Source organism: Streptomyces sp. NPDC001410 (assembly GCF_042895235.1).
In the GTDB taxonomy this organism is placed as follows: domain Bacteria; phylum Actinomycetota; class Actinomycetes; order Streptomycetales; family Streptomycetaceae; genus Streptomyces.
In genome coordinates this window covers 55914-79401 of sequence record NZ_JBIAWE010000002.1, presented here as the reverse complement: position 1 = coordinate 79401, position 23488 = coordinate 55914, and the positions used below count along the sequence as shown (strand labels likewise).

The window sequence follows — 23488 nt, the reverse complement described above, 5'->3', positions numbered from 1 at the left end:
GGGCCACCGGCCTCGGCCCCCGCCCATCAGGCGCTGCCGCAGTGCACCTCGATCGAATGCGGTGTCGTGAGGTTGACCCCGTGCGAGCGTGGGCGTAGTTCGTGGTCGGCGCCCAGGAGGCCGAAGCCGTGGAGGCGGAGTGCTTCGGCGAGGGTGAGTCGCATCTCCAGTTCGGTCAGCTGGGCGCCCAGGCAGCGGTGGGTGCCGATGCCGAAGGGGAGGTAGCGCAGTCGGTCGGGGGGCCGGCCGAGGAAGCGTTCCGGGCGGAACCGGGCGTGGTCGGGATAGGCCTGTTCGTCGTGGTGGGCCAGGTGGATCGCGACGATGATCTCCGTGCCCGCGGGGAAGTGGAAGCCCTCCGCGGTGAAGGGCGTCACCACGCGCCGCGCGGCGCTGGTCGGGGTGATCGTCGGGACGCGGAGGGCCTCCAGGCACACGGCGGACAGGTAGGGCAGCGACGCGATCTGCAGGGTGGATGCGTTCTCCGGCAGCGTCCGGAGTTCCGCGGACACACGTGCGGCGATGTCGGGACGGTGGTGGAGCCAGTACAGGGCCATGGACATGCCGTTGCCGGCCGTCGTGGTGCCTCCGATGAGGAGGCTGACGAGTTGGTCTCGTATGTCGTGGTCGGACAGCGGGTGGGGTGCCGCCAGCAGGGCGGTCAGGAGGGAGTCGCCGTGGTCGGCCCCTGCGCCGCGGGCGCGGGTGATCTCGGCCAGCAGGAGGCGGTCCAGGGCGCTGCGGTGGTGGTCGTACTGCGCGTCGAGCCGGGCGCGTCGGTGCGGGGCCGCCGTGCGTGCGTCGTGCACGGCGTTGAGTACGCCTACGAGCGCTTCCTCCAGCGCGCGGTCGGTGGCTTCGGGGAGGTCGGGGAAGATCAGCGCGTTCATGATGCGCGCCGTGATCCCGATGGTCATCCTGGCCAGTGGCTGTGGAGGGCGTCCCCGCAGGTCGTGCAGGCGCTGGGCGATCAGCCGGTGCACCGTGCCGGCCCGCCGCCGCAGCGCGGCGCCGATCAGGGGCGGTGTCACCGTCTGCCGTATGCGCCGGTGCTCGGCTCCGGCCAGCTTCAGCATGCTGCGCGGGCCGATCAGGTCGTTGTACATGGTGGTGCCCAGGCCGTCGAGTTCCTGGTCGTGGCGGAGCAGGATGCCGCGGAAGTGGTCGGGGGTGCTGAGGAACACCCGCGCGGCTGGTCCGGCCGGTGGAGCGTGAACAGGTCGCCGTAGGAGGCGCGGAAGTCCTCCAGCAGCGCGGGCTGCTGTTCCAGGCGCCACAGGTCCTCGGGGCCGGGGGCGGGTCCGGGCGGTAGCGATCGGGGGATGGCCATCGTGCGGGACCGTCCTATCGCGCGAGAGGGGCGGCGGCGGTGTGGCCGTAACGGGCGGTGTCGTGCAGGGACCAGCTGACCGTGCCGGTCATCGTCCTGGCAGCCGTCGATCCATCCGGCCAGCTGGGGGCTCGCGGACCTGCGCACCTGTTCGGCCAGCTCCGCGAACTTGGCGATCTCGGCATGTGTCTGGTCGACCGCCAGATTCACCGCCTCCTGCCAGGAGCGGCCCGGCTCGGCGTCCTTGATGACGGTGACAAGGCTGCGGGTCGCCGGCTCATGGACCTCGGCCGGGGCGCTGAGCACGTCGTTCGACCACCCAATGACGTGGGTCGCGTACATCTCCAGCAGGCGCGCCTCGGGCGCGTGGAACTCCTCGGGTGTGAGGGAGCCGGCGTTGGCCACGTCCGCGAGCGCCAGCGGGGGTTTCAGGCCTGCCGAGTAGCGACGGTACGACGCGTAGGAACGGGGGCTGACCCGGTGGGTGCGCACCTGGTCGAACACCTGGGTGGTCAGGGAGAGGAACCACAGCCGCATCGCCGTGGCCCACCGCTGGTAGTTCTCCTCCGCGGGGACCAGCGCACGCAGCCGGCGGCAGAGGTCGTCCCATGCCGTCTCGCCGTGCACGGGCCGCTCGCCCAGCTCGTCGAGATCGAGCACGTCCAGCATCGCGGTCAGCCGCCGCACCATGGTGGTCGCCCGCTCCGCGCTCTCGACGCGGTCGGCCGTCACGTCGTCGAACAGGAAGAACCACAGCATGAAGTCGGCGGCCCACTGGGCGAACGCCGGATCGGCACGGGGAAAGCAGCGCCCGGCCAGCCACGCGAACCGATAGCCCGCGTACCGGTCGCGCTCGGCCTCGTCCCGGAGCAGCGTGTGCCGCTCGGACCAGTCGGTCAGGGCCCTGTGCATCCCCTGGACTTCGGGATGAAGCGTGCTGGGCCACGGCAACTCGAGTTCCGGCAGGACCACTCGGTCGAAGTCGGTGAGATCATGTCGCATGCACTCGTCCTTCCGTTCGCAGGGAAGTGACGCAGCCGCATCCGGCCACAACCCCCGTCGTTCAGGGGCGAGTTCATGGTCTCGACAGCCGTGGCGACTGAGGAGAGAGTGAAGCGGGGAGCGAGGAGAGCCGAGGGGGAGCGACGAGAGCCGAGGGGGCGCGCGAAGAAGCCCCCGCTCCACCCGGCGCAACGGCACCTACCGCACCGAGCGGCCTCTCACGCGTCCGCGTACTTCGCGTCCGCCGCCGGATCCAGCGCCAGCCGGTACCCCCGCTTCACCACCGTCTGGATCAGCTTCGGCGCCCCGAGGGCCGTACGCAGCCGGGCCATCGCCGTCTCCACCGCGTGCTCGTCGCGGCCGGCGCCCGGCAGCGCGCGCAGCAGCTCGGCGCGGGCCACCACCCAGCCCGGGCGGCGGGACAGCGCCCGCAGCAGGGACATGCCCGCCGGCGGCACCGGCTTCAGGTCGTCGTCCACCAGCACCGCGTGGCCCCGGATCTCCACCCGGTGCCCGGCGATCGGCAAGGACCGTGCCCGCGCGGGCAGTTCCTGGCAGAGCAGCTGGACGAGCGGCCCGAGCCGGAACCGCTGCGGCTGTACGGTGTCCACGCCCCGGGCCTGCAACGGCAGCGCGGTGACGGGGCCGACGCAGGCGGGCAGGACGTCATGGCTCAGCGCGGCCAGCAGCTCGGCGAGCAGCCCCCGTTCCTCGGCCCGCGACAGCAGGGACGCGGCGGCCGGCGCGCTGGTGAAGGTGAGCGCGTCCACCCCGCGCGAGACGACGGCGTCCAGCAGCCGGTCGACGGGACCGATGTCCTCCGGCGGCATCCAGCGGTACACCGGCACCGGAAGCACCTCCGCTCCCCCGGCCCGCAGCGCCTCGACGAACCCGGGCAGCGGCTCCCCGTGCAGCTGCACGGCGACCCGGCGCCCGTCGACGCCCTCCTCCAGCAGCCGGTCGAGCACCTCGGCCATGGACTCGCTGGACGGCGACCACTCCTCGGTGAGCCCGGCGGCCCGGATGGCCCCCTTCACCTTGGGTCCGCGGGCCAGCAGCTCCACCCCGCGCAGCCGCTCCAGCAGCTGCTCCCCGAGCCCCCAGCCGTCGGCGGCCTCGACCCAGCCCCGGAACCCGATGGCGGTGGTCGCCACCACCACGTCCGGCAACTGGTCGATGATCTCCTTGGTGGCGGCGAGCAGTTCGCCGTCGTCGGCAAGGGGCACTATGCGCAGGGTGGGCGCGTGCAGGACGGCGGCTCCGCGCCGCTGGAGCAGCGCGCCCAGCTCGTCGGCGCGGCGCGCGGCGGTCACACCTACCGTGAAGCCCGCGAGGGGCCCGTGTTCCGTCTGTCCGGCCTGCTGCTGTTCGTCGTCCATGGCTCTCCTACCTGACCCGCATGCCGAACGAGCCTGTCAACGGCTCGTGACAGGCTCGGTTCGGCTTGATGTCGCCGGTGTTACGTCACACCTCGGCGTAGCTGAGCTGCGGCTTCGCCTCCGAGGCGGCCGCATTGGCGTGAACCTGCCCGACTGGCCGGCGAAGGTATACGGCCCAGGTGACCACGAAGCAGACGCCGTAGAAGGCGAGGAAGGCGACGAACGCGCCGGTGCCGGAGCCGTAGGAGAGGTAGGACTGGCGGAAGGCGAGGTTGATGCCGACACCGCCGAGCGCACCGACGGCCCCGATGAGTCCCATGGAGGCACCGGACAGGCGCCGGCCGTAGGCGGCCGCCTCCTCGCCCTGAAGCCCCTTGGCGACGGCCTTGGCCTGGAAGATCCCCGGGATCATCTTGTACGTCGACCCGTTCCCGAGACCGGTCAGCACGAACAGCGCCACGAAGACCGACACGAACAGCGGCAGCGACTTCTGCATGCTGGCGACGACGAGCACGCCGGTCGCGGCGGCCATGCCCACGTAGTTCCAGAGGGTGATCTTCGCGCCGCCGTACCGGTCGGCGAGCCAGCCGCCCACGGGCCGGATGAGGGAGCCGAGGAGCGGGCCGATGAAGGTGAGGTACGCGGCCTGCAGCGGCGTACGCCCGAACTGGACCTGCAGCACCTGTCCGAAGGCGAAGGCGTAGCCGATGAACGACCCGAAGGTGCCGATGTAGAGGAAGGACATGATCCAGGTGTGGGCGTCCTTCGCGGCGTCCTTGGCGGCGCCGGTGTCGTTCTTCACGGAGGAGAGGTTGTCCATGAAGAGGGCGGCGAGGACGGCGGCGAGCAGGATCAGCGGGATGTAGATGCCCAGCAGCAGACGCGGACCGCCGCTGGCCCCGATGATGGCGAGAGCGACCAGCTGGATGACCGGCACGCCGATGTTGCCGCCACCGGCGTTCAGCCCGAGCGCCCACCCCTTCTTCCTGAGGGGGAAGAAGGCGTTGATGTTGGTCATGGAGGAAGCGAAGTTACCGCCGCCGATGCCCGCGAGCAGGCCGACGAGGAGGAAGGTGTCGAACGACGTCCCCGGCTTCATCACGGCGAACGCGGCGACGGTCGGCACGAGCAGCAGACTGGCGGAGACGATCGTCCAGTTCCGGCCGCCGAAGATCGCGACGGCGAAGGTGTAGGGGACGCGGACGACGGAGCCGACCAGCGTGACCATCGAGGTCAGCAGGAACTTGTCCGCGGGGGTCAGCCCGTACTCCGGGCCCATGAAGAGCACCAGCACGGACCACATGGTCCAGATCGAGAATCCGATGTGCTCGGAGAGGACGGAGAAGATCAGGTTCCGGCGGGCGACCTTCTCGCCGGTCGCGTTCCAGAAGGCCTCGTCCTCCGGATCCCAGTTCTCGATCCAGCGGCCTCCCCTGCTGCTGCTCGGGGCGGGGGCTGTACTCGGGGCTGTCATGACGCCTCCACGGTGCTCCGGGGCTCGGGTGGTTCGGGGTGCTGAGCGGTGATGAGTCCCGAAGGTAGGGAGGGCGCGTTTCCTGCCTGTGGCTGTGGGTGACCGGAAGGGAACGTTGCTCTCACTCGCGTGGTGAGCCGTCGGTGAGGGAAGAATCGGAGGAACTCTCCAGCAGTTAGGAGAAGTGCGCGTCAGTTGTGGAGGTTCATCACTTCGTCGTCGCCGGCCGGAATCCATCGATCGGCGGGCTGTCGCAGCCAGCCCTCGGCCTGCGCGATCTCGGCCGCGGCCCTCCGGAGCGCGTCCAGTGCCGGGTGGACCAGCCCCCTGCGCCAGACGAGCGAGACGGGCGACAGCGGCACGGGGTCGACGAGCGGCCGGAGCACCGTGCGGGGCATGACCGGGAAGTCCACGACGGCCAGGATCGGGGCGCGGGTCTTGGACATGATCCGCTCGAACTCCTCGTCCCCGACCGCCAGCGGAAGAGGGGGCGCGAGCCGGATGCCGCGCCCCTCGAAGAGGCGAAGGGCCAGGTCGGTCCACTCCCGGGTGCGCGGGTTCCCGGCACCGGCGTACACCGTCTCCCCGGCCAGCGCCGCCAGCGGCACCGTCGGCCGGGCGGCCAGCGGGTGGTCCTCGGGCAGCACCACGGCCATCGGCTCGTAGCGCACGGGCAGCTGCTCAAGACCGGAGCGCAGGGCGGGATCCAAGCCGGCGAAGCGCCCGAAGGAGGCGTCGAGACGGCCGGCGAGCAGCTCGGCAGCGGCTCCGGTGAGGCCGCTCTCGTAGCGGGCCATCAGCTCGCAGTCGGGGGCGAGTTCCCGGGCCCGGTGCAGCACGCGGCGGCCGGTGGCCAGGCCCGCGGAGTTGAGGTCGACCAGCAGCGGCCGGGCCTGCCCGAAGGCGGCGAGCAGGTCGTCCTGGGCGGCGAGGACCCGCCGGGCGTGCGGCAGCAGCCGCTCGCCGTCCGCGGTCAGCGTCACCTGCCGGGTGGTCCGCACGAACAGCTCGGCGCCCAACTCCCGCTCCAGGCGCCGCACATCCCGGCTGAGCGCCTGCTGGGCGACGTACAGGCGGGCTGCGGCGCGGGTGAAGTGCAGTTCCTCGGCGACGGCGAGGAAGGCACGCAGGAGGCGGGGCTCTATGGCGGCGGGCATGGCGGGCATGACCAGCAATTTACAACGCGGGTGCGTGAATCGGCACCGAGAAGGTGTTGGACCCGGTGATCGACTCCGGGTGAACGTAGAGCCATGCCGCACCAGACCGTCGAAGACACTCTGAATACCCAGATACCCCGCAGACCCGCACAACCCGCCGGATACCGCCGCCTCTTCTCCCTCCCCGGCGCCCGCGCCTTCACCGCCGGCAACCTGATCGCCCGCCTCCCCATGGGCATGTTCGGTGTGAGCGCGGTCGTGATGATCGCCGGGTCCCGGGGTTCGTACGCCCTCGCCGGTGCCGTCACGGCCACCGGGCTCGCGGCGACCGGGCTGGCCGGGCCCTGGATCGCCCGGCTCGTCGACCGGCACGGGCAGGCCCGGGTCGCCGTACCGGCCACGCTCACGGCCGTGCTCGGCAGCCTCGCGCTGCTGCTGTGCGTGCGCTACGACGCCCCGGACTGGACCCTGTTCGCCGCGTACGCCGCCACCGCGGCCACCCCGAACATCGGCGGCCTGTCCCGCGCCCGCTGGGCCCATCTGCTGCGCGACGACCCCGGCGCGCTGCACACAGCGAACTCCTTCGAGCAGGCGGCCGACGAGCTGTGCTTCATGCTCGGCCCGGTACTGGCGTCCTTCCTGACCGGCACGTTCTTCCCGGAGGCGGGCACACTCGCCGGGGCCGTCCTGCTGCTGGCCGGCATGCTGCTGTTCACCGCACAGCGGGCGACCGAGCCGCCGCCGCAGGCCCGTTCGAAGGCGCCGTCGCCGCTGCGGAGCCCGGGGATGCCGCCGCTGCTGGCCTGCTTCGTGGCGACCGGCGCGGTGTTCGGTTCGATGGAGGTCGTCACGATCGCCTACGCCGACGCCCAGGGGCATCGCGCGGCGGCCGGTGTGGTCCTCGCACTGCAGGCGGCCGGCTCCTGTGCGGCGGGCCTGCTGTACGGCGCGCTGAAGCCGGCCGGCCTCGGCCTCTCCCGGTGTCTGCTCGCGATGGCCGGGCTGATGACCCTGCCCTGGCTGGCGGCCGCCACCGCGGGTTCGCTCACGGTCCTGGCGGGGGCGCTGCTCCTGGCCGGCATGGCGACCGCGCCGACGATGGTGACCGCGATGACCCAGGTGCAGGAGCGCACCCCGGCGGACCGGCTCAACGAGGGCATGAGCCTCGTCGTCACCGGCCTGCTCACCGGCATCGCGTGCGGCTCGGCGGCCGGCGGCTGGGCGGCGGACCACCTCTCCCCCGCCCTCGCCTTCGCCGTCCCGGCCGCGGCGGCCGGCGCGGCCGTACTCATCAACTCGGCGGCGACGGCAGCGCGTTCCTCCCGCCGAACCGCCAACGGCAATTCCCGTCACACCCGTTGACGCCTGCACCGCCCGCACCTACCTTCCTCCGTCGAAGCGCTTCGACGTCACTCATCGAACGGGTTCGACGAGGGAGCCGATGGTCAGGATCACCGATGTGGCGCGGCACGCCGGGGTCTCCCCCAGCACCGTCTCCTACGCCCTCAGCGGCAAGCGCCCGATCTCCGCGCAGACGAGACGACGGGTCGAGGCGGCCGTCCGCGAGCTGGGCTACCGGCCGCACGCGGGCGCCCGGTCCCTGGCCGGCAGCCGCTCGAACGTCCTGGCCCTGGTGATCCCCCTGCGGACCGGCATCCACGCCCCCGTGGTCATGCGGTTCGCGGTGTCGGTGGTGACGACCGCCCGCCGCCACGACCACGACGTCCTGCTGCTCACCCAGGAGGAGGGCGAGGACGGGCTGCGCCGGGTCACGGACACGGCGCTGGTGGACGCGCTGATCGTGATGGACGTCCAGCTGCACGACCCGCGGCTGCTGCTGCGCGCGCTGGGCCGGCCGTCGGTGCTGATCGGGTTCCCGCGCGAGCCGGAGGGACTGACCTGCGTCGACCTCGACTTCAGGGCGGCCGGCGAGCTGTGCGTGCAGCGGCTGGCGGGGCTCGGGCACCGGGTGGTGGCGCTGGTCGGGTCGCCGCCGGAGGTGTACGTGCGGGGCACGGCGTTCGCCCAGCGGGTGGTCCAGGGCTTCACCGCCGCCGACCGAGGCCGGCTCGCCTCCCGCGTCCACCCCTGCGAGGCCACACCCGCCGCCGCCCGCCGGGTCGCCGAGCAGCTGCTGCGCGAACAGCCCGCGCTGACCGGGGTCGTCGTGCACAACGAGGCGGTGCTGGAACCGTTGATCGAGGCCTTCGAGCAGCTCGGGCTGCGCGTCCCCGGCGATCTGTCGGTCATCGCGATCTGCCCGGACGAGACCGCGGCCGCCCTGCGTGTGCCCGTCACCTCGGTGGCCCTGCCGTCCGCCGAGCTGGGCGAGCGGGCCGTGGACCTGCTGATGCGCAAGCTGACCGGAACGGGCGTACCGGAGGCGACCCTGCTGACCCCCCGCCTGACGGAACGCGCGAGCACCGCACCCCGCAGCGCGCCCTGAAGTCCCGCCTCGTCTCAGGGACGCGTCCCAAACCGCAGGTCAGAGGCGTGGGACGGTCAAGGGGTGCGACAAACCGGCCCATTCCGCGCCGCGTTGAGGTCGCCCGGCATGCAGAATTCAACCGGACCGCGGTCGGCCCACGGCCGGACCGCGCGCGTACGGGGCATGACGGGGGTATGTCCCGTACGACGGTGAAGGCCCCGCTGCCGATGCAGCGGGGTCTTCGCCCGCATGAGCCGTCAGCGGGGCTTCACCTGGTGGTCGCCCTGCCAGGTCACCGACGTCAGCGCGGCCAGCCCGCCGTTGGCCAGTCCCTCGTACCAGGGGGAGGACACAGGCCGGCGGCGGGGTTGCAGCCCCCACTCGCCCTCCACCGTGATGTCGAGCGGGTGCGGCGGGTCGCCATGGGCGTCGATGATCCAGTGGAGCCGGTCGCAGCCCCAGCACACGAACTTCTCGCCCTGGTGCTGTTCGTCCCAGTACCGCACCACCCAACGGGGGCCGAGGAACCGCGCCACCCTCCGGGCGATCTCTCGCCCGCGCCTGACGTACTTGCACATATCCCGTCCTTCGCCGCCTCCCCGGCCGCGGTGGCCTCGGCGTCGGCACGCAAGACAAAGGCCCCGCCGCTAGAAGCGGCGGGGCCTGTGCCCACATGGGTTGAGAGGCCAGAGGCCTCTCGATCGTGGAGATGGCGGGAATCGAACCCGCGTCCAACGGTGCGGAATCAGGGCTTCTCCGTGTGCAGTCCGCTGTGATTTTCTCGGCCCCGGCGATCACGCGAACAAGTCGCCGACGGGCCCAGTCACTGTTTGGTTTCCCTCTTCACCCCGTGACCGGGATCAAGGTTTAGTTCCCTAGCTGATGCCAGGATCCGGGTCGGGAACAGCCCCGGGCTGACACTTCGCAAGTCGCTACTTAGGCAGCGAGGGCGAAGGAATCGCGCTTGGTGTTGGCGATTATTTTTTGCGACATATGGTTTACGAGATCATTGCCGCTTCCTCGACACGCTTCCCCTGCTTCGACAGCCGCTGTCGAAACCGATCATCCCCATGTTGATTTTTCAATCCCTCCGGAGAGGGGGTTGCACCCTCTGTGGAGTGCAGTGCCATCGTACGTGACCAACGCACGCCGGTGCCAGCTTATTCCCAGCGCCCCGGCTAGACGCGGCGCTGCCTCCGCTTCGCCGCCGCGATCGCACGGTCCGACTCACGCCGGTCCTGCTGCTCCCGCAGGGTCTGCCGCTTGTCGTACTCCTTCTTGCCCCGGGCGAGGGCGATCTCCGCCTTCGCGCGGCCGTCCTTGAAGTAGATCGCGAGCGGCACGATGGTGTGACCCGTCTCCTGGGCCTTGGACTCCAGCTTGTCGATCTCCTCGCGGTGCAGCAGCAGCTTGCGCTTGCGGCGCGCGGAGTGGTTGGTCCAGCTGCCCTGGTGGTACTCCGGGATGTGGGCGTTGTGCAGCCACGCCTCACCCCGGTCGATCTGGACGAAGCCGTCGGTCAGCGAGGTCCGTCCCTCACGCAGCGACTTGACCTCGGTGCCGGTGAGCACGAGCCCGGCCTCGTAGGTGTCGACGATCGCGTAGTCGTGCCGGGCCTTCTTGTTCTGGGCGACGATCTTGCGCTTGCCGCCCTTCTCGCCGTCCCTGGCCTTCGCGGCCCCACCGCCCTGCTTGGGCTGGGACTCCTTCGGTACGTACATTCCCTTGCTCATAGTGCAGACCATTTTCGCACCACGGAGGGGGTGGGTGGGAAGCGTATTAAGGGCGCTGGGAGGGATCGCCGAGGCCGGTGAGCACCGTCTCCGCCCGCTGGAGGGCCTCCGGACCCGCCTCCAGGTCCGGGGTGATGCCACGGCCGTCCACCTTGTGGCCGGAGGGGGTGCGGTAGTGGCCCACGGTCAGCTCGGCCACCGAGCCGTCGGGCAGCACGGTCGGCATCTGGATGGAGCCCTTGCCGAAGGTGCGGGAACCGATCACGACCGCGCGGCCCCGGTCCTGGAGGGCGCCGGTGAGCATCTCGGCCGCGCTCATGGTGCCCCCGTCGACCAGGGTGACCAGGGGCCGGTCGGTGTCGCCGCCGGTGTCGGCGTGCAGGGCGCGCTGGGCGCCGTCGACGTCGTAGGTGGCGACCAGGCCGCCGTCGAGGAAGGCGGAGGCGGTGTCCACCGCCTCGGTGACCAGGCCGCCGGAGTTCCCGCGCAGGTCGAGCACGATGCCGGCGTCGGCCGGGGCCTGCCGTACGGCGGCGCGGACGGCGTCGCCGGAGCCCTTGGTGAAGGCGGCGATCTGGATGACGGTGACCCCGTCGGACAGCCTGCGGACGGTCACCGAGTCCGTGGACAGCCGGGCCCGGTGCAGGGTCTCGGTCCACGCGCGCGTGCCGCGCTGCAGGCCGAGCGTGACCGTCGTGCCGGCGGCCGCGTCCTCCGCGTCGCCGCGCAGTAAGGAGACGACCTCGGTGACCGGCCGCCCGTCGACCGTGTCACCGTCGACGCTGCGCAGCCGGTCGCCCCGGCGGATCCCGGCGTCGGCCGCGGGCGAGCCGGGCTGCACCCGGGTCACCGCGATCCGGCCGTCCCGCTCGCGCCGCGCCCACAGGCCCACGCCGGTGTACTGGCCGTCGAGGGCCTCCTGGAACTCCTGGTACTCGCCCTCGGAGTAGACGGCGCCCCAGCGGTCGCCGCTGCGGCTGACGGCCCGCTCGGCGGCCTCCATCGGCGACTTGCCGTCGGCCATGGCCTCCGCGGCGGCCTGCTGCACGTCCTCGTGTCCGAGATCCGCTTGCGCGGCATCCGCGGCGGCCCTGCGGCCGGCACTGACCGCCTGGCCGGTGTCCGGGAAGGAGCCGGTGGCGGCGCCCGCGACGAGGACGCCGGCGAACACCAATGTCAGGGCGGCCCCGCGGCGGATGCGGCGGGGCTGGCAGAACAGGTCGCGGCCTGACATGGCCGTGAGTCTAGGGGAACGCGAAGGGCCGTACGGTCGGATGTCCGTACGGCCCTCTTGGTATGCGTCACACCTTCAGGTACTTGCGCAGTGCGAAGAATGCCGCCAATGACGGCATGAGGACGCTGGTGGCGAGGATCAGCGGGAGCTTGGTCAACACCGCGTCCCAGCCTACGAAGTTGATCAGCGTGAGCTTGGTGGACAGCGCCATGCCGTGGTCGATGGTGAAGTACCGCCCGACCACCAGGAAGATGCAGGCGAGGCCACCGCCGATGAGTCCGGCGACCGCGGCCTCCATGATGAACGGCGCCTGGATGTAGAAGCCCGAGGCACCGACCAGGCGCATGATGCCGGTCTCGCGCCTACGGCTGAACGCCGAGACACGCACGGTGTTGACGATCAGCAGCAGCGCGACGAGCAGCATCAGCGCCATCACGCCGAGCGCCGCCCGGTTCATCAGGTTCAGCAGCTGGAAGAGGTTGTCCAGGATGCCCTTCTGGTCCTGCACCGACTGGACACCGTCGCGCCCGTTGAACGCGGTCGCGATCACCTGGTACTTCTGCGGGTCCTTGAGCTTGATGCGGTACGACTCCTGCATCTGGTCCGGCGTCAGCGAGCTGGCCAGCGGGGAGTTGCCGAACTGCTCCTTGTAGTGCTTGTACGCCTGGTCCTGCGACTCGTACGCGACCTTCTCGACGATCGGCATCTTGTGCAGGTCGGTGAGGATCTGCTTCTTCTGGTCCTCGGTGACCGCACCCTTGGAGCAGTTGACGTCCGACTGTGCGTCGCTCTTGTTGCACAGGAAGATCGAGACGTTGACCTTGTCGTACCAATAGCCCTTCATGGTGCTCACCTGGTCGCTCATCAGCAGCGAACCGCCGAACAGGGCCAGGGACAGGGCGACGGAGACGATGACGGCGAAGGTCATCGTCAGATTGCGGCGGAGACCGACACCGATCTCCGACAGGACGAACTGGGCGCGCATGGCGACTGGTTAAGCCTTTCCGTGGATCTCGTGCGGTCAGTGCTGGTAGCCGTAGACGCCGCGGGCCTGGTCTCGGACGAGGCGGCCCTTCTCCAGCTCGATGACGCGCTTGCGCATCTGGTCCACGATGTTCTGGTCGTGCGTCGCCATGATCACGGTGGTGCCCGTCCGGTTGATGCGGTCGAGCAGCTTCATGATGCCGACGGAGGTCTGCGGGTCGAGGTTGCCGGTGGGCTCGTCGCAGATGAGCAGCTTGGGCCGGTTGACGAAGGCCCGCGCGATGGCCACGCGCTGCTGCTCACCACCGGAGAGCTCGCCCGGCATCCGTTCCTCCTTGCCGCCGAGCCCGACGAGGTCGAGCACCTGCGGCACGGACTTGCGGATCTCGCCGCGCGACTTGCCGATGACCTCCTGCGCGAAGGCCACGTTCTCCGCGACCGTCTTGTTGGGCAGCAGGCGGAAGTCCTGGAACACCGTCCCGAGCTGGCGGCGGATCTGCGGCACCTTCCAGTTGGAGACGCGCGCGAGGTCCTTGCCCAGGACGTGCACCTGGCCGTGGCTGCACCGCTCCTCGCGGAGGATGAGCCGCAGGAAGGTGGACTTTCCGGAGCCGGAGGACCCCACGAGGAAGACGAACTCGCCCTTCTCCACTTCCAGGGACACATCCCTGAGCGCGGGGCGGGTCTGCTTGGGGTAGACCTTGGAGACGTTGTCGAATCGGATCACGGATGCACCACGGGTCGCCGGGGGTAGATGTGCGTGACCATACGCGAACCGGGGCCGGGGGTGCAGGGTCCGGGCGGGGTTGGTGGAGGCTTGTGCGTTTTTGTACGGGACTTTTCAACGAGCGTGAGCTTCCCCACCCAGGGGCACGGGCTGTACAGGCACCCCGCGCAAGCTCCGCGGGAACCTGGCAGAGTGGAGGGGGAACGTTCTCGTTCCCGTGTGCGTTGTATGTGTGATGGCCGGTGCAAGGAGGGCGAGCGCATGACGTACGACCGGTTGGTGTGCGCGAACTGCGCGTCGCCTGTGAGTGAGGGCCGGTGCCCGGTGTGCCGTGCCAACCGCGAGCGGCTGCAGCAGCAGGAGGGCTTCTTCGCCGGGCTGAACCCGATGGCGCTGATCACACTGCTGGCGGTACTGATCGCCGCGGTGGCGCTGCTGGCGCACCAGACCGTGTAAGAAGACCTCAGGAACACCGGAAGGGCCCGGAGCGCCAAGCTCCGGGCCCTTCCGTCTGCACTGTGCCTACAGCGCGTGACCGTGAGGCTACGCTCAGGCGGCCGCGCCGCCCCGGCCGTTCACCAGACGCGGCAGGACGCGGAAGCCGACGCCGCCGGCGATCATGGTCGCGGCGCCGACGATCAGGAACGCGGTCTGCCCGGCACCGGTCTCGGCGAGCTGCTTGTCACCGCCCTGGGCCGAGGTGTCCGAGCCCGTGTCGGTGAGGGCCGAGGAGCCCTCCTCCTGGGACGCGTTGTTGTTGCCGCCGTCGGGGGTGGTGTGGCCGTTGCCACCGGTGCTGCTGTTGCCACCGGAGGAACCGTTGCCGCCCGAGTTGCCATTGCCACCCGAGTTGCCGTTGCCACCGGAGTTGCCGTTGCCGCCGGTGTCGCCACCGGTCGAGCTGTCACCGCCGGAGCTGTCGCCGCCGGTGGAGCTGTCGCCGCCGGTGCTGTTGTCACCGCCGGTCGAGTTGTCACCGCCGGTGCTGTTGTCGCCACCGGTCGAGTTGTCACCGCCGGTGCTGTTGTCGCCACCGGTCGAGTTGTCACCGCCGGTGCTGTTGTCGCCACCGGTCGAGTTGTCACCACCGGTGTCGCCGCCGATGACGCCACCGATGGTGGTGGTGCCGCCGGTGCTGTCGTCGCCGCCGGTGGTGGTGCCACCGGTGGAGTCGTCGCCACCCGTGGTGGTGCCGCCCGTGGAGTCGTCGCCACCCGTGGTGGTGCCGCCCGTGGTGTCACAGACACCGACGGGGTCGCAGCCACCGGTGGTCCCTGCGTCGTCACCGTCCGCGCTCACGCCCAGGGTGATCGGACCGGCCTGGACGCCGAGGTCCAGAGCCGAGGCGGCACCCGCGGCGGTCAGTGAGGCGCCGGCCGCGATCACGGCACCGGCGGCTATCCGCGCGACCCGGATCCGCGTCTTCTTCGTCATATGGTTGCTACCCCCAGTAGCTGTTCGTCAATGAGGCGGCGTGGCGGGGCTTGCCGTGATCGACGGAGGTAGCCGTGACGAGATGTGCGCCCATTCCCCCGGTTCACATGCGCCCCAGAGATACGCATGCCACGCTTCAGCCTTCCCATTTTTCAAAGCAACGTCAAGGCCATTGCGCGCGCAATGTCCGACGGGGCGGCGTTTGGGGGGACTTGGAGCCTGTGAGTGTGATGTAAAACCCAGACAAATGACAACTGCCGCCTCTCGGGCGGCAGTTGTCATGTCGACAAAGTTACTTCTCCTGCTGCTTGCGCCAGCGAATGCCGGCCTCCAGGAAACCGTCGATCTCGCCGTTGAACACGGCCTCCGGGTTACCCACTTCGAACTCGGTGCGCAGGTCCTTGACCATCTGGTACGGGTGCAGCACGTACGAACGCATCTGGTTGCCCCAGGAGTTGCCGCCGTCGCCCTTGAGGGCGTCCATCTTGGCCTGCTCCTCCTGGCGGCGGCGCTCCAGCAGCTTGGCCTGGAGGACGTTCATCGCGGTGGCCTTGTTCTGGATCTGCGACCGCTCGTTCTGGCAGGAGACCACGATGCCGGTGGGGATGTGGGTCAGGCGCACCGCGGAGTCGGTGGTGTTGACGCCCTGACCGCCGGGGCCGGAGGAGCGGTACACGTCCACCCGCAGCTCGGACTCGTCGATCTCGATGTGGTCGGTCTGCTCGACCACGGGGAGGATCTCGACGCCCGCGAAGGAGGTCTGGCGGCGCCCCTGGTTGTCGTAGGGCGAGATGCGCACGAGGCGGTGCGTGCCCTGCTCGACGGAGAGCGTCCCGTAGGCGTACGGCGCCTGCACGGAGAAGGTGGTCGACTTGATGCCGGCCTCTTCCGCGTACGACGTCTCGATCAGCTCGGTCTTGTAGCCGTGCTGCTCGGCCCAGCGCAGGTACATGCGCTGCAGCTTCTCGGCGAAGTCGGCGGCGTCGACGCCACCGGCCTCGGCGCGGATGTTGACGAGCGCCTCACGGGAGTCGTACTCACCGCTGAGCAGCGTCCGGACCTCCATCTCGTCCAGCGCCTTGCGCACGGAGGCCAGCTCGGACTCGGCCTCGGCACGGGTGTCCGGGTCGTCCTCCTCCTCGGCCATCTCGAAGAGGACCGCGAGATCGTCGATCCGGCCGCGCAGCGCCTCCGCCTTCCTGACCTCGGCCTGGAGGTGGGAGAGCTTGCTGGTGATCTTCTGCGCCTCGTCCGGGTTGTCCCACAGGGACGGCGCGGCCGCCTGCTCCTCGAGCACGGCGATGTCTGCCCTCAGCTTGTCGAGGTCCAGGACGGCCTCGATCGACTCCATGGTCGAGGAGAGGGACTTCAGCTCTTCGGATACATCGACGACTGCCACGCCTCCAGCGTAACGGCTCCGCCGGGCAGCCAGGGCCGAGCGGTGAGGAGCACCTCTTCGCCCGCCTTGCGACCTGCCTCGCGCCTACGGCGTCGAGGTGCTGTGGGTCTCCTGCGGCGGCTCGTCGTCCCCGGAGGTCGCCGCCCACGCACCCACCCCTACGGCCGCGGCCAGGACCACCCCGGCGACGCTCAGGGTGATCCTGCGGCGCCGGGCGGCGGCGCGGTGGCGGGCCGAGCCGGGGCGGGGCGCGCCCGACGTGCGGGGCGCTCGCGCCGTGCCCCGCGCTCCTCCCGCCAGCTCGTCGGGCGCCGGCACCCGCATCGACGTGTGGGTGTCCCGGTTGGAGTCCGGCTTGGCCCCCGGCACCAGGGGGACCGCACCCCGGCGCCGTACGGGCTCCCCGGGCGCGGCCGGGGCCGGTGCCTCCTCCGGGCCCTCCTCGGCCGACTCCGCGTCCGGCTCGTCGACGTCCAGGGGCGGCATCCCGGTCAGTGTCGGCAGCTGCTCCCGCAGTCGCGACGCCAGCTCCGACGCCCGCAGCCGCGACGCCGGGGCCTTCGCGAGGCACTGCACGATCAGCTGCCACAGCTCGTCGGGGATCCCCGGCAGCGGTACGACCGTCTCCGTCACGTGGCGGCGCAGCACTGCCCCCGGGTGCCCGCCCCCGAAGGGGGTGAAGCCGGCCAGCAGCTCGTACAGCACCGTCGCGAGGGCGTAGATGTCGACCGAGGCGCGCGGCGGCAGGCCCTCGACGATCTCCGGGGCCAGGTAGTCCGGTGTGCCGATGATCTTCGTGGCCCGGGTCCGCTTCGGCGAGTCGATCAGCTTCGCGACGCCGAAGTCCGTCAGCAGGGCGGGGTGCGCGCCGCCCGGGCCGAGCGGGCCCTGCATGTCCAGCAGGACGTTCTCGGGCTTGACGTCCCGGTGCACGACCCCGGACGCGTGGGCCGCCGCGAGCCCGTCGGCGATGTCGGCGACGATCGCCACGGCCGCCTCGGGGGCCATCCGTCGCTCACGCTCCAGGCGGGTGCGCAGATCGGTGCCGCGCACCAGGTCCATGACGAGCGCCAGGTCGCTGCCGTCGACCACGAGGTCACGCACGGTGACGATGTGCGGGTGCTCCAGGCCGAGCAGTGCGGTGCGCTCCTGGACGAAGCGCCCGACGAGCTCCTGGTCGGACGCGAGGTCCTCACGCAGGAGCTTGATCGCGACGGGCCCCTCGGGTCCCTCGCCCAGCCACACCGTGCCGGCGCTGCCCCGCCCCAGGATCTGGTTGGCGGTGTACCGGCTGCCGATCTTCCGTGCCAAGACTGCTCCTACTGACGCGTGTTGCCGACAAAACTACGCGCCGAACGAGCCAACCTTCACCGCGGAGACGGAAATCACCCGCCAGGTGTCGACAAATCCCCAAACTCGCGGTCAGTTGCTGCTGCCGGAGGCCGAGCCCAGCTCCTTGAGCCAGGAGCCCACCTTCCCGGCCCAGTCGCTCAGCTGGGACCAGTAGCCCCTGCCCTGGCCGATCCAGGTGTGCAGCGGGGTCAGCTCCCAGATCAGCCAGCTGGCGACGACCAGGATGACGATCGTGAACAGGCAGCCCTTCAGGCAGCCGAGTCCGGGGATCTTCATCGGGTTGGCGCTGCGCTGCCGCGCCGGCCGGGGCTCGCGCGCGGGGCGCTGCGGCTCCGGGGCGGGGGGCGCGTACCGCTGGGGCTGCTGCTGCGGGGCGTACTGCTGGGGCTGCTGCGGGTAGCCGTACCCGGCGTGCGGCTGTTGCTGCCGGCCGCGCGGCTGCGGTTGCTGCGGGCGCGCCTGCGGGGCCTGGCGCGGCTGCTGCTGCGGCCGGGCGACCTGCCGCTGCGGGCGGCGGCGCAGGGGGTCCTCGTCGGGGTCGAGGTACTGGATCTGCGTCTGCTCGTTGCGGTCCCGGGCCGCGCGCAGCTGGGTCTGCCAGGGGTGCGGCTGATCGGGCTGCTGGCCCGGCTGTCCCTGCGGCATCGGCGGCAGGACGGCCGTCGGGTCGGCCGCGCCGGTGTTCGGCAGGACGGCGGTGGGGTCGGCCGCGCCGACGGGGCCACCGGTGTGCGGCAGGACACTGGTCGCCGCGTTCGGGTCGAACGCCCCCGCGTTCGTCGGCAGCACCTGGGTGGGGTCGGCGGCGCCGGGCACGCCCGGGACGGCGGTCGGGGCCGGGTCCGGGGCCAGCAGGGCACCGACGCCCTCGGCGGCGGCGATCTGGGCGGCGTTCGCGTGCACGCCGACGCCCTCGGCCACGACCCGGAGCCCACGCGCCAGGTTCTCGGCGCTGGGTCGCTGGTCGGGGTTCTTGCGCAGGCAGCGCTCTATCACCGTCCACAACGGGCCCGGGACGGTGGAGGGGCGGCGCGGCTCGGCGCTCAGGTGCTGGTGCAGCACCTCGAGGGCGGTGCCGCCGGAGAACGGCGGGTGGCCGGTGACCAGTTCGTAGAGCAGGATGCCGGCGCCGTAGATGTCGACGGCGGAGGTCTGCGGGCGGCCCTCGGCGGACTCCGGCGCCACGTACGCGGGCGTGCCGACGAACTCGTGGGTGCGGGTCAGGCCGGGGGAGTCGGCGAGGCGGGCGATGCCGAAGTCGGTCAGCATCGGGTGCATCCGGCCGTCGAGCTGCTGGAGCAGCACGTTGGCGGGCTTCAGGTCGCGGTGGACTACGCCGTCGGCGTGGCTCGCGGCGAGGGCGTCGGCGATCTGCGCCGTCATCAGCGAGGCGGCGACCGGCGTGAAGGGGCCGTTCTCGCGCAGGTAGCGGTGTAGGTCGGGCCCGTCGACGAGGTCCATGACCAGGGCCAGCAGATCGCCCTCGACGACCAGGTCGCGGACCCGGACGACGTTGGGGTGGGTGAGCCGGAGCAGGACGGAGCGTTCCCGCAGGAACCGCATCACGATGTCCGGGTCGCTCGCCAGCTCCTCCTTGAGGACCTTGATCGCGACCGTCTCGCCGGGCTGGCCGGCGACGGCCGCCTCGGCGCCCGCGGTCTCGCGCTGGCGGGCACGCCAGACGGTGCCCGTGGCGCCGCGTCCGAGCGGCTCCTCGAGCAGGTACTTGCTGCCGACTGGCCGCACGTTCCGCGCTCCCTGCTGTCTGTTCGCCTGTGTTCCGGTGTTCCGGCCCACTGTAGTGCCGCCCCCGAGGGCACTACGTAAGCGTTCCCGTCGATGTTCGAAGGAAAGACGCTCGCCTTGGTCTCGTGGTTGCCCAGTGCCGGACGTGACCGATCTCAACTGATCACCGATGGATTAATGGTCAGGCACTTTTGGGGGCAGAGCTGACCAATCAAGATCACTTGACACCGGGCCGCGGGCGCGTTGTCAGTGACAGGTGCGAGGATGCGTGCAGTACTGGCCGACGTGCTCGTGCGGGGGTGGGGGATGTCCGCGCCCGGGCAGAAGGGACCGCTGCGCCGATGCAGATCCGGCTGACCGTCGTAGACCCGCTGGGCCCGTCCCCGCAGCGGGGCCGCGCCGCGAGCCGCGACGTGCTGGTGACGGCGCCCGCGGGCACGGACCTGGCCGCGGTGGCTTCGGCACTGGCCACGACGGTCACCGGAGACGGCGGCACGGGCCGGGACACCGGCGGCGCCTCGGTGGTCCTGTACGCGGGCGCGGAGCGACTGGACCCGCGCCGCTGCACCCTCGGCGAGCCTCCCCTGGTCGACGGCGCCGTGCTGTCCCTGGGCGCCCCTGCGGCCCCCGAGCCGCATCCCGAGCTGGACGACGCCCCGGCCCAGTTGCACGTGGTCGCGGGCCCGGACGCGGGCGGGGTCCATCTGCTGCACGGCGGCCGGATCACGGTCGGCCGCTCCGCCGACGCCGACGTCCCGCTGGACGACCCGGACGTCTCGCGCCTGCACTGCGCGGTCACGGTCGCCGCCGACGGCCGTGTGTCGGTGGCCGACCTCGGCTCCACCAACGGCACGGCCCTGGACGGCACCCGGGTGAGCGACCGTGCGGTGCGGTTCGCTCCGGGGGCCCTGCTGAGGATCGGCGAGTCCGCCCTGCGGCTCACCCCGTCCGGCGGCCCCGCGGCGCGGGTACGGACGGTGCCGGACGGGGAGGGGTGCGTGCGCTTCGCCCCGGGGCCGGCCGGCGGAGCCGGTGATCCGGGTACGGCGGGCGCCGCCGGGCACGCGCGCGTGGAGCCCACCTCGGGCCCGGCCGCCGACGGCCCCTCAGGGCCGACCCATCACGCGTACGGCACCGCGAGCTGGGCTGCCCCGGACGCGGGCGCGGGGGTCCAGGAGCACCGGCGCGGCGAACAGCCGTCGGTACCGGACCAGGGCGGGGCGCCGAGCATCGAGACGCGCGGCGGAGGCGCAGGGGGGCCGGGTCCGGCTCCCGGTAGGGCTTCCGTCGACGCGGGCGGCTTCGCGACCGGCGGACCGAGCGGCGCACACCCGGCACCCGGGATGCCCGGCGCGACCACCGGCGGCGGGGGCACCGCCTCCGGCCGGTACGGGGCCGGCGGATCCAGCGGCGAACACCCAGCACCCCGCATGCCCGGCGCAACCACCAGCGGCGGAGGCACCGCCGCAGGCCGCTACAGGGCCGGCGGACCGGGCGGTGACATAGCCGCCCCCGGCATGCCCGGTTCTACTTCCCGTGGCGGGGACACGCACGCGGGGCCGTACGGCGTCGGCGGCCCGGGGGGCCTGACCGGGGCCGCCGACGCCGGTACGACGGCCCGCGGCCCGGCGTCGGGCAGTGCTTCCTCCAGCACCGACGCGGGAGAGGGCCGCGGCCGCAAGGACACCCCGCTGCGGGGCACCGACGCACCCGAGGGCGGCCGCCGCCGGGGCGGAATAGGCGCCTGGGCGCGGCGGCTGGCCGGTGGGCGCGGGGAGCAGCCCGTGGCCCGGCCGGAGGCGTACGGCGTCGCGGACGCCGGTGTGGGCGGCGTGCGGTCGGCCGATGTCCCGCAGCTGCCGGAGACCTGGCCGGACCCCGCCGCGCTGCTGCTGACGGTGCTGGGTCCCGGGCCCCGGCTGTGGGAGCGGGGGCCGGGACACCCGGAAGCGCTGACCGTGCGCCTTGGCACGGCCGACCGGAGCGCGCCGGACGGCTCGGGCGTGCTGCCCGCCGTACCGGTGACCGCCGCGCTGCGCGAGGCGGGTGCGCTGGGCCTGGCCGGTCCGCGCCCCCGGCTGTCCGGGCTGGCCCGCGCGGTGCTGGCCCAGCTGGCCGCGCTGCACTCCCCCGACCTGCTGGAGATCGTGCTGATCAGCGCGGACCGCAGCCGCCCCGAGGAGGAGCGGACGGCCGAGTGGTCCTGGCTGGGCTGGCTCCCGCATGTCCGCCCGGGACACGGCCAGGACTGCCGCCTGTTGCTGGCCTACGACCGCGAACAGGCGGCGGCCCGCACGGAGGAACTCCTGCGCCGGGTGGAGGAGTTCGCGGCGACGGGCCGGGGCACGGCCCAGCCGGCCCCGGCGACAGGAGCCGTCGCCCCGTCCACCGGCCCTGCCGGACAGGCCTCGCCCGCCGCACCGGCAGCGGCACCCGGGACGGCCCACCGCACCGCCCCGGACCCGGCCTCCGTCCCCCCGCACAGCTCCACCACCTCCGCCCGCCGCCCCTCCTGGGCCAGGGAAGGCACCGCACTGGACGGATTCGGTGGCTTCCCGGGGCCGTTCACCGTCGTCGTCGTGGACGGGGACCCCGGCGGCGCCTCTCTGCAGGAAGCCCTGGCGCGGCTGGCCGTTGCCGGTCCGCGGGCCGGGATCCATGTCGTCTGCCTCGCCGAGACCGCGGCCACCACGCCCGCCTCGCCCGTGGCGCAGACGTACGAGGCGGCCTGCGCGGTCACGCCCACCTTCCGGCACTGCGGGGCCGTGGCCCTGCTCAGCGGCGATGTCGCCGGTGCGCTGCACCTGATGCGTGTCGCGCCCACCGGGCCCGTGGGCCCGGGGACCGATGCCACCGTCGACGCCGTCTCCCCCGCCTGGGCGGAGCGGTTCGCGCGGGCGCTGGCGCCGCTCAGGCCCGACGGCCCCGTCGGCGAGCGGCACGCGCGCGTGGCCGTACCGCTGCCGCAGTCGGCGCGGCTGCTGGACGAGCTGGGTCTGGCCCGGGCCACCCCGGCCTCGCTGATGGCCCGCTGGGCGGACGCGGCGGACGACACGGAGTCGCTGGGCGGCCGGGCCCGGGCGGTGCTCGGTGCCGGGCCGCACGGCCCGCTCACCGCCGACCTGGTGGCCGACGGGCCGCATCTGCTGATCGAGGGGCCGGCCGGCAGCGGCCGTACCGAGCTGCTGCGGGCCCTGGTCGCCTCGCTGGCCGCCGCGGAGCGGCCCGACCGGCTGGGCATGGTGCTGATCGACGGCCGGGACGGCGTCGGCGCGGGCGCGGGGCGCGGTGAGGGGCTGCGCGTCTGCACGGACATACCCCATGTGACGACCCACCTCATCGCCAACGACCCTGTCCGCATGCGGGAGTTCGCGCAGTCGCTGAGCGCCGAGCTGAAGCGGCGCGCGGAGTTGCTGGGCCGGACGGACTTCGCCCAGTGGCACGCGGGACGCGAGGTGTCCGGCCGTATCGTCGCGCAGCGCACCCCGGGCGGGCGCCCGGCGGCCTCCGGGGCCGGGGACATAGAGGCGCCGCCCAGCTCCACGCTGCGGCTGCGGCCCGGCGCCGCACGCAAGCGCACGGAGCCCGCGCCGCCGCTGCCCCGGCTCCTCGTGGTCGTCGACGACCTGGACGCGCTGGTCTCCCCCGCGCTCGGCTCGCCGGGCCGGCCCGCCGCCGGATCGGTGATGCGGGCCCTGGAGGCGGTGGCCCGGGAGGGCGAGCGGCTCGGCGTGCACCTGGTGGCCGCGGCCGGGACGGGCGGTCGTACGGCGGAGTCGGAGCCGGCCCGGCAGGCCACCCTGCGGGTCACGCTGGACGCACCGGCGGCCGGGCCCGAGGAGCCGGCGCCGGGGCGCGGCAGGCTGGCGTACGCGGACGGGCGGACCGTCGGTTTCCAGGGCGGCCGGGTGACGGGCCGTATCCCGCGCACCGCGACCCAGCGGCCCACGGTCGTCCCGCTGGAGTGGCAGCGGATGGGCGATCCGCCGGCCCGCCGTCCCGTGCGCGAACTGGGCAACGGCCCCACCGACCTGGCCCTGCTGGCGAGCGCGGTGGAGCGGGCGGCCCGGGAGGTCGCCGCGGCGGAGGTGCCCTCGCTGCTGTAGCC

18 protein-coding genes and 1 other RNA gene are annotated in these 23488 nt (G+C 72.4%); 4 read left to right on the top strand and 15 right to left on the bottom strand.

The genetic code is table 11. The annotated features are described in order from the left end of the window. Positions 1 to 26 precede the first annotated feature (26 nt). The 5 genes from ACFY3C_RS03810 to ACFY3C_RS03790 form a co-directional block, all read right to left on the bottom strand. Complete coding sequence (locus ACFY3C_RS03810) at positions 27 to 1184, bottom strand: cytochrome P450 (RefSeq protein ID WP_390769583.1); 1158 nt, start codon at positions 1182 to 1184, stop codon at positions 27 to 29. Then, the gene (locus ACFY3C_RS03805; protein WP_390769582.1) at positions 1091 to 2332 is read right to left on the bottom strand and encodes a terpene synthase family protein; all 1242 of its coding nucleotides are present in this window, start codon (positions 2330 to 2332) and stop codon (positions 1091 to 1093) included. The genes ACFY3C_RS03810 and ACFY3C_RS03805 overlap by 94 nt, the downstream gene beginning before the upstream one ends. A 218-nt stretch (positions 2333 to 2550) precedes the next feature. Further along, positions 2551 to 3711: a uroporphyrinogen-III synthase gene (locus tag ACFY3C_RS03800; RefSeq protein WP_390769581.1), complete on the bottom strand. Its 1161-nt coding sequence runs from the start codon at positions 3709 to 3711 to the stop codon at positions 2551 to 2553. Positions 3712 to 3796: 85 nt separating this feature from the next. Further along, on the bottom strand, positions 3797 to 5185 hold the full coding sequence (locus ACFY3C_RS03795; RefSeq protein WP_390769580.1) for a nitrate/nitrite transporter: 1389 nt from the start codon (positions 5183 to 5185) through the stop codon (positions 3797 to 3799). A gap of 191 nt (positions 5186 to 5376) precedes the next feature. After that, positions 5377 to 6351 (bottom strand): LysR family transcriptional regulator, encoded by a 975-nt coding sequence (locus ACFY3C_RS03790; RefSeq protein WP_390769579.1) that lies wholly within the window; start codon positions 6349 to 6351, stop codon positions 5377 to 5379. Positions 6352 to 6435: 84 nt separating this feature from the next. Here ACFY3C_RS03790 and ACFY3C_RS03785 point away from each other — a divergent pair, with 84 nt between their 5' ends. Both ACFY3C_RS03785 and ACFY3C_RS03780 read left to right on the top strand, forming a co-directional pair. Continuing rightward, complete coding sequence (locus ACFY3C_RS03785; protein ID WP_390769578.1) at positions 6436 to 7704, top strand: MFS transporter; 1269 nt, start codon at positions 6436 to 6438, stop codon at positions 7702 to 7704. A gap of 79 nt (positions 7705 to 7783) precedes the next feature. Beyond that, a complete protein-coding gene (locus ACFY3C_RS03780; RefSeq protein WP_390769577.1) occupies positions 7784 to 8788 on the top strand; it encodes a LacI family DNA-binding transcriptional regulator in 1005 nt (334 codons plus the stop codon). Between the two features lie 239 nt (positions 8789 to 9027). Here the strand turns inward: ACFY3C_RS03780 and ACFY3C_RS03775 are convergent, their stop codons facing one another. From ACFY3C_RS03775 to ftsE, 6 genes are all read right to left on the bottom strand, one after another. Beyond that, positions 9028 to 9348 (bottom strand): hypothetical protein, encoded by a 321-nt coding sequence (locus ACFY3C_RS03775; protein ID WP_390769576.1) that lies wholly within the window; start codon positions 9346 to 9348, stop codon positions 9028 to 9030. Positions 9349 to 9471: 123 nt separating this feature from the next. Then, positions 9472 to 9840: a transfer-messenger RNA gene (gene ssrA, locus ACFY3C_RS03770) on the bottom strand. A gap of 108 nt (positions 9841 to 9948) precedes the next feature. Further along, positions 9949 to 10491 carry an SsrA-binding protein SmpB gene (smpB, locus tag ACFY3C_RS03765; RefSeq protein WP_386581106.1) on the bottom strand — a complete coding sequence of 181 codons (543 nt, stop codon included), beginning with the start codon at positions 10489 to 10491 and terminating at the stop codon, positions 9949 to 9951. Positions 10492 to 10549: 58 nt separating this feature from the next. Beyond that, positions 10550 to 11737: a S41 family peptidase gene (locus ACFY3C_RS03760; protein WP_390769575.1), complete on the bottom strand. Its 1188-nt coding sequence runs from the start codon at positions 11735 to 11737 to the stop codon at positions 10550 to 10552. A 67-nt stretch (positions 11738 to 11804) separates the two neighbouring features. Beyond that, positions 11805 to 12722, bottom strand: a complete 918-nt coding sequence (gene ftsX, locus ACFY3C_RS03755) for a permease-like cell division protein FtsX (protein ID WP_386581033.1) — start codon at positions 12720 to 12722, stop codon at positions 11805 to 11807. Positions 12723 to 12758: 36 nt separating this feature from the next. Further along, entirely contained in the window at positions 12759 to 13448 is a 690-nt protein-coding gene (gene ftsE, locus ACFY3C_RS03750) for a cell division ATP-binding protein FtsE (protein WP_386581035.1), read from the bottom strand. Positions 13449 to 13709: 261 nt separating this feature from the next. Here ftsE and ACFY3C_RS03745 point away from each other — a divergent pair, with 261 nt between their 5' ends. Further along, on the top strand, positions 13710 to 13904 hold the full coding sequence (locus ACFY3C_RS03745; RefSeq protein WP_386581038.1) for a hypothetical protein: 195 nt from the start codon (positions 13710 to 13712) through the stop codon (positions 13902 to 13904). A gap of 93 nt (positions 13905 to 13997) precedes the next feature. Here the strand turns inward: ACFY3C_RS03745 and ACFY3C_RS03740 are convergent, their stop codons facing one another. From ACFY3C_RS03740 to ACFY3C_RS03725, 4 genes are all read right to left on the bottom strand, one after another. Continuing rightward, complete coding sequence (locus ACFY3C_RS03740) at positions 13998 to 14882, bottom strand: hypothetical protein (RefSeq protein ID WP_390769574.1); 885 nt, start codon at positions 14880 to 14882, stop codon at positions 13998 to 14000. Between the two features lie 292 nt (positions 14883 to 15174). Next, positions 15175 to 16281, bottom strand: coding sequence for a peptide chain release factor 2 (gene prfB, locus ACFY3C_RS03735; RefSeq protein ID WP_386581042.1), 1107 nt, complete (start codon positions 16279 to 16281; stop codon positions 15175 to 15177). An 84-nt stretch (positions 16282 to 16365) separates the two neighbouring features. Further along, positions 16366 to 17592 (bottom strand): serine/threonine-protein kinase, encoded by a 1227-nt coding sequence (locus ACFY3C_RS03730; RefSeq protein WP_390769573.1) that lies wholly within the window; start codon positions 17590 to 17592, stop codon positions 16366 to 16368. A gap of 111 nt (positions 17593 to 17703) precedes the next feature. Next, positions 17704 to 19380 (bottom strand): serine/threonine-protein kinase, encoded by a 1677-nt coding sequence (locus tag ACFY3C_RS03725; RefSeq protein WP_386581044.1) that lies wholly within the window; start codon positions 19378 to 19380, stop codon positions 17704 to 17706. 341 nt (positions 19381 to 19721) lie between these two features. Between ACFY3C_RS03725 and ACFY3C_RS03720 the strand changes: the two genes are divergently transcribed. Further along, on the top strand, positions 19722 to 23486 hold the full coding sequence (locus ACFY3C_RS03720) for an FHA domain-containing protein (RefSeq protein WP_390769572.1): 3765 nt from the start codon (positions 19722 to 19724) through the stop codon (positions 23484 to 23486). Positions 23487 to 23488: the final 2 nt, after the last annotated feature.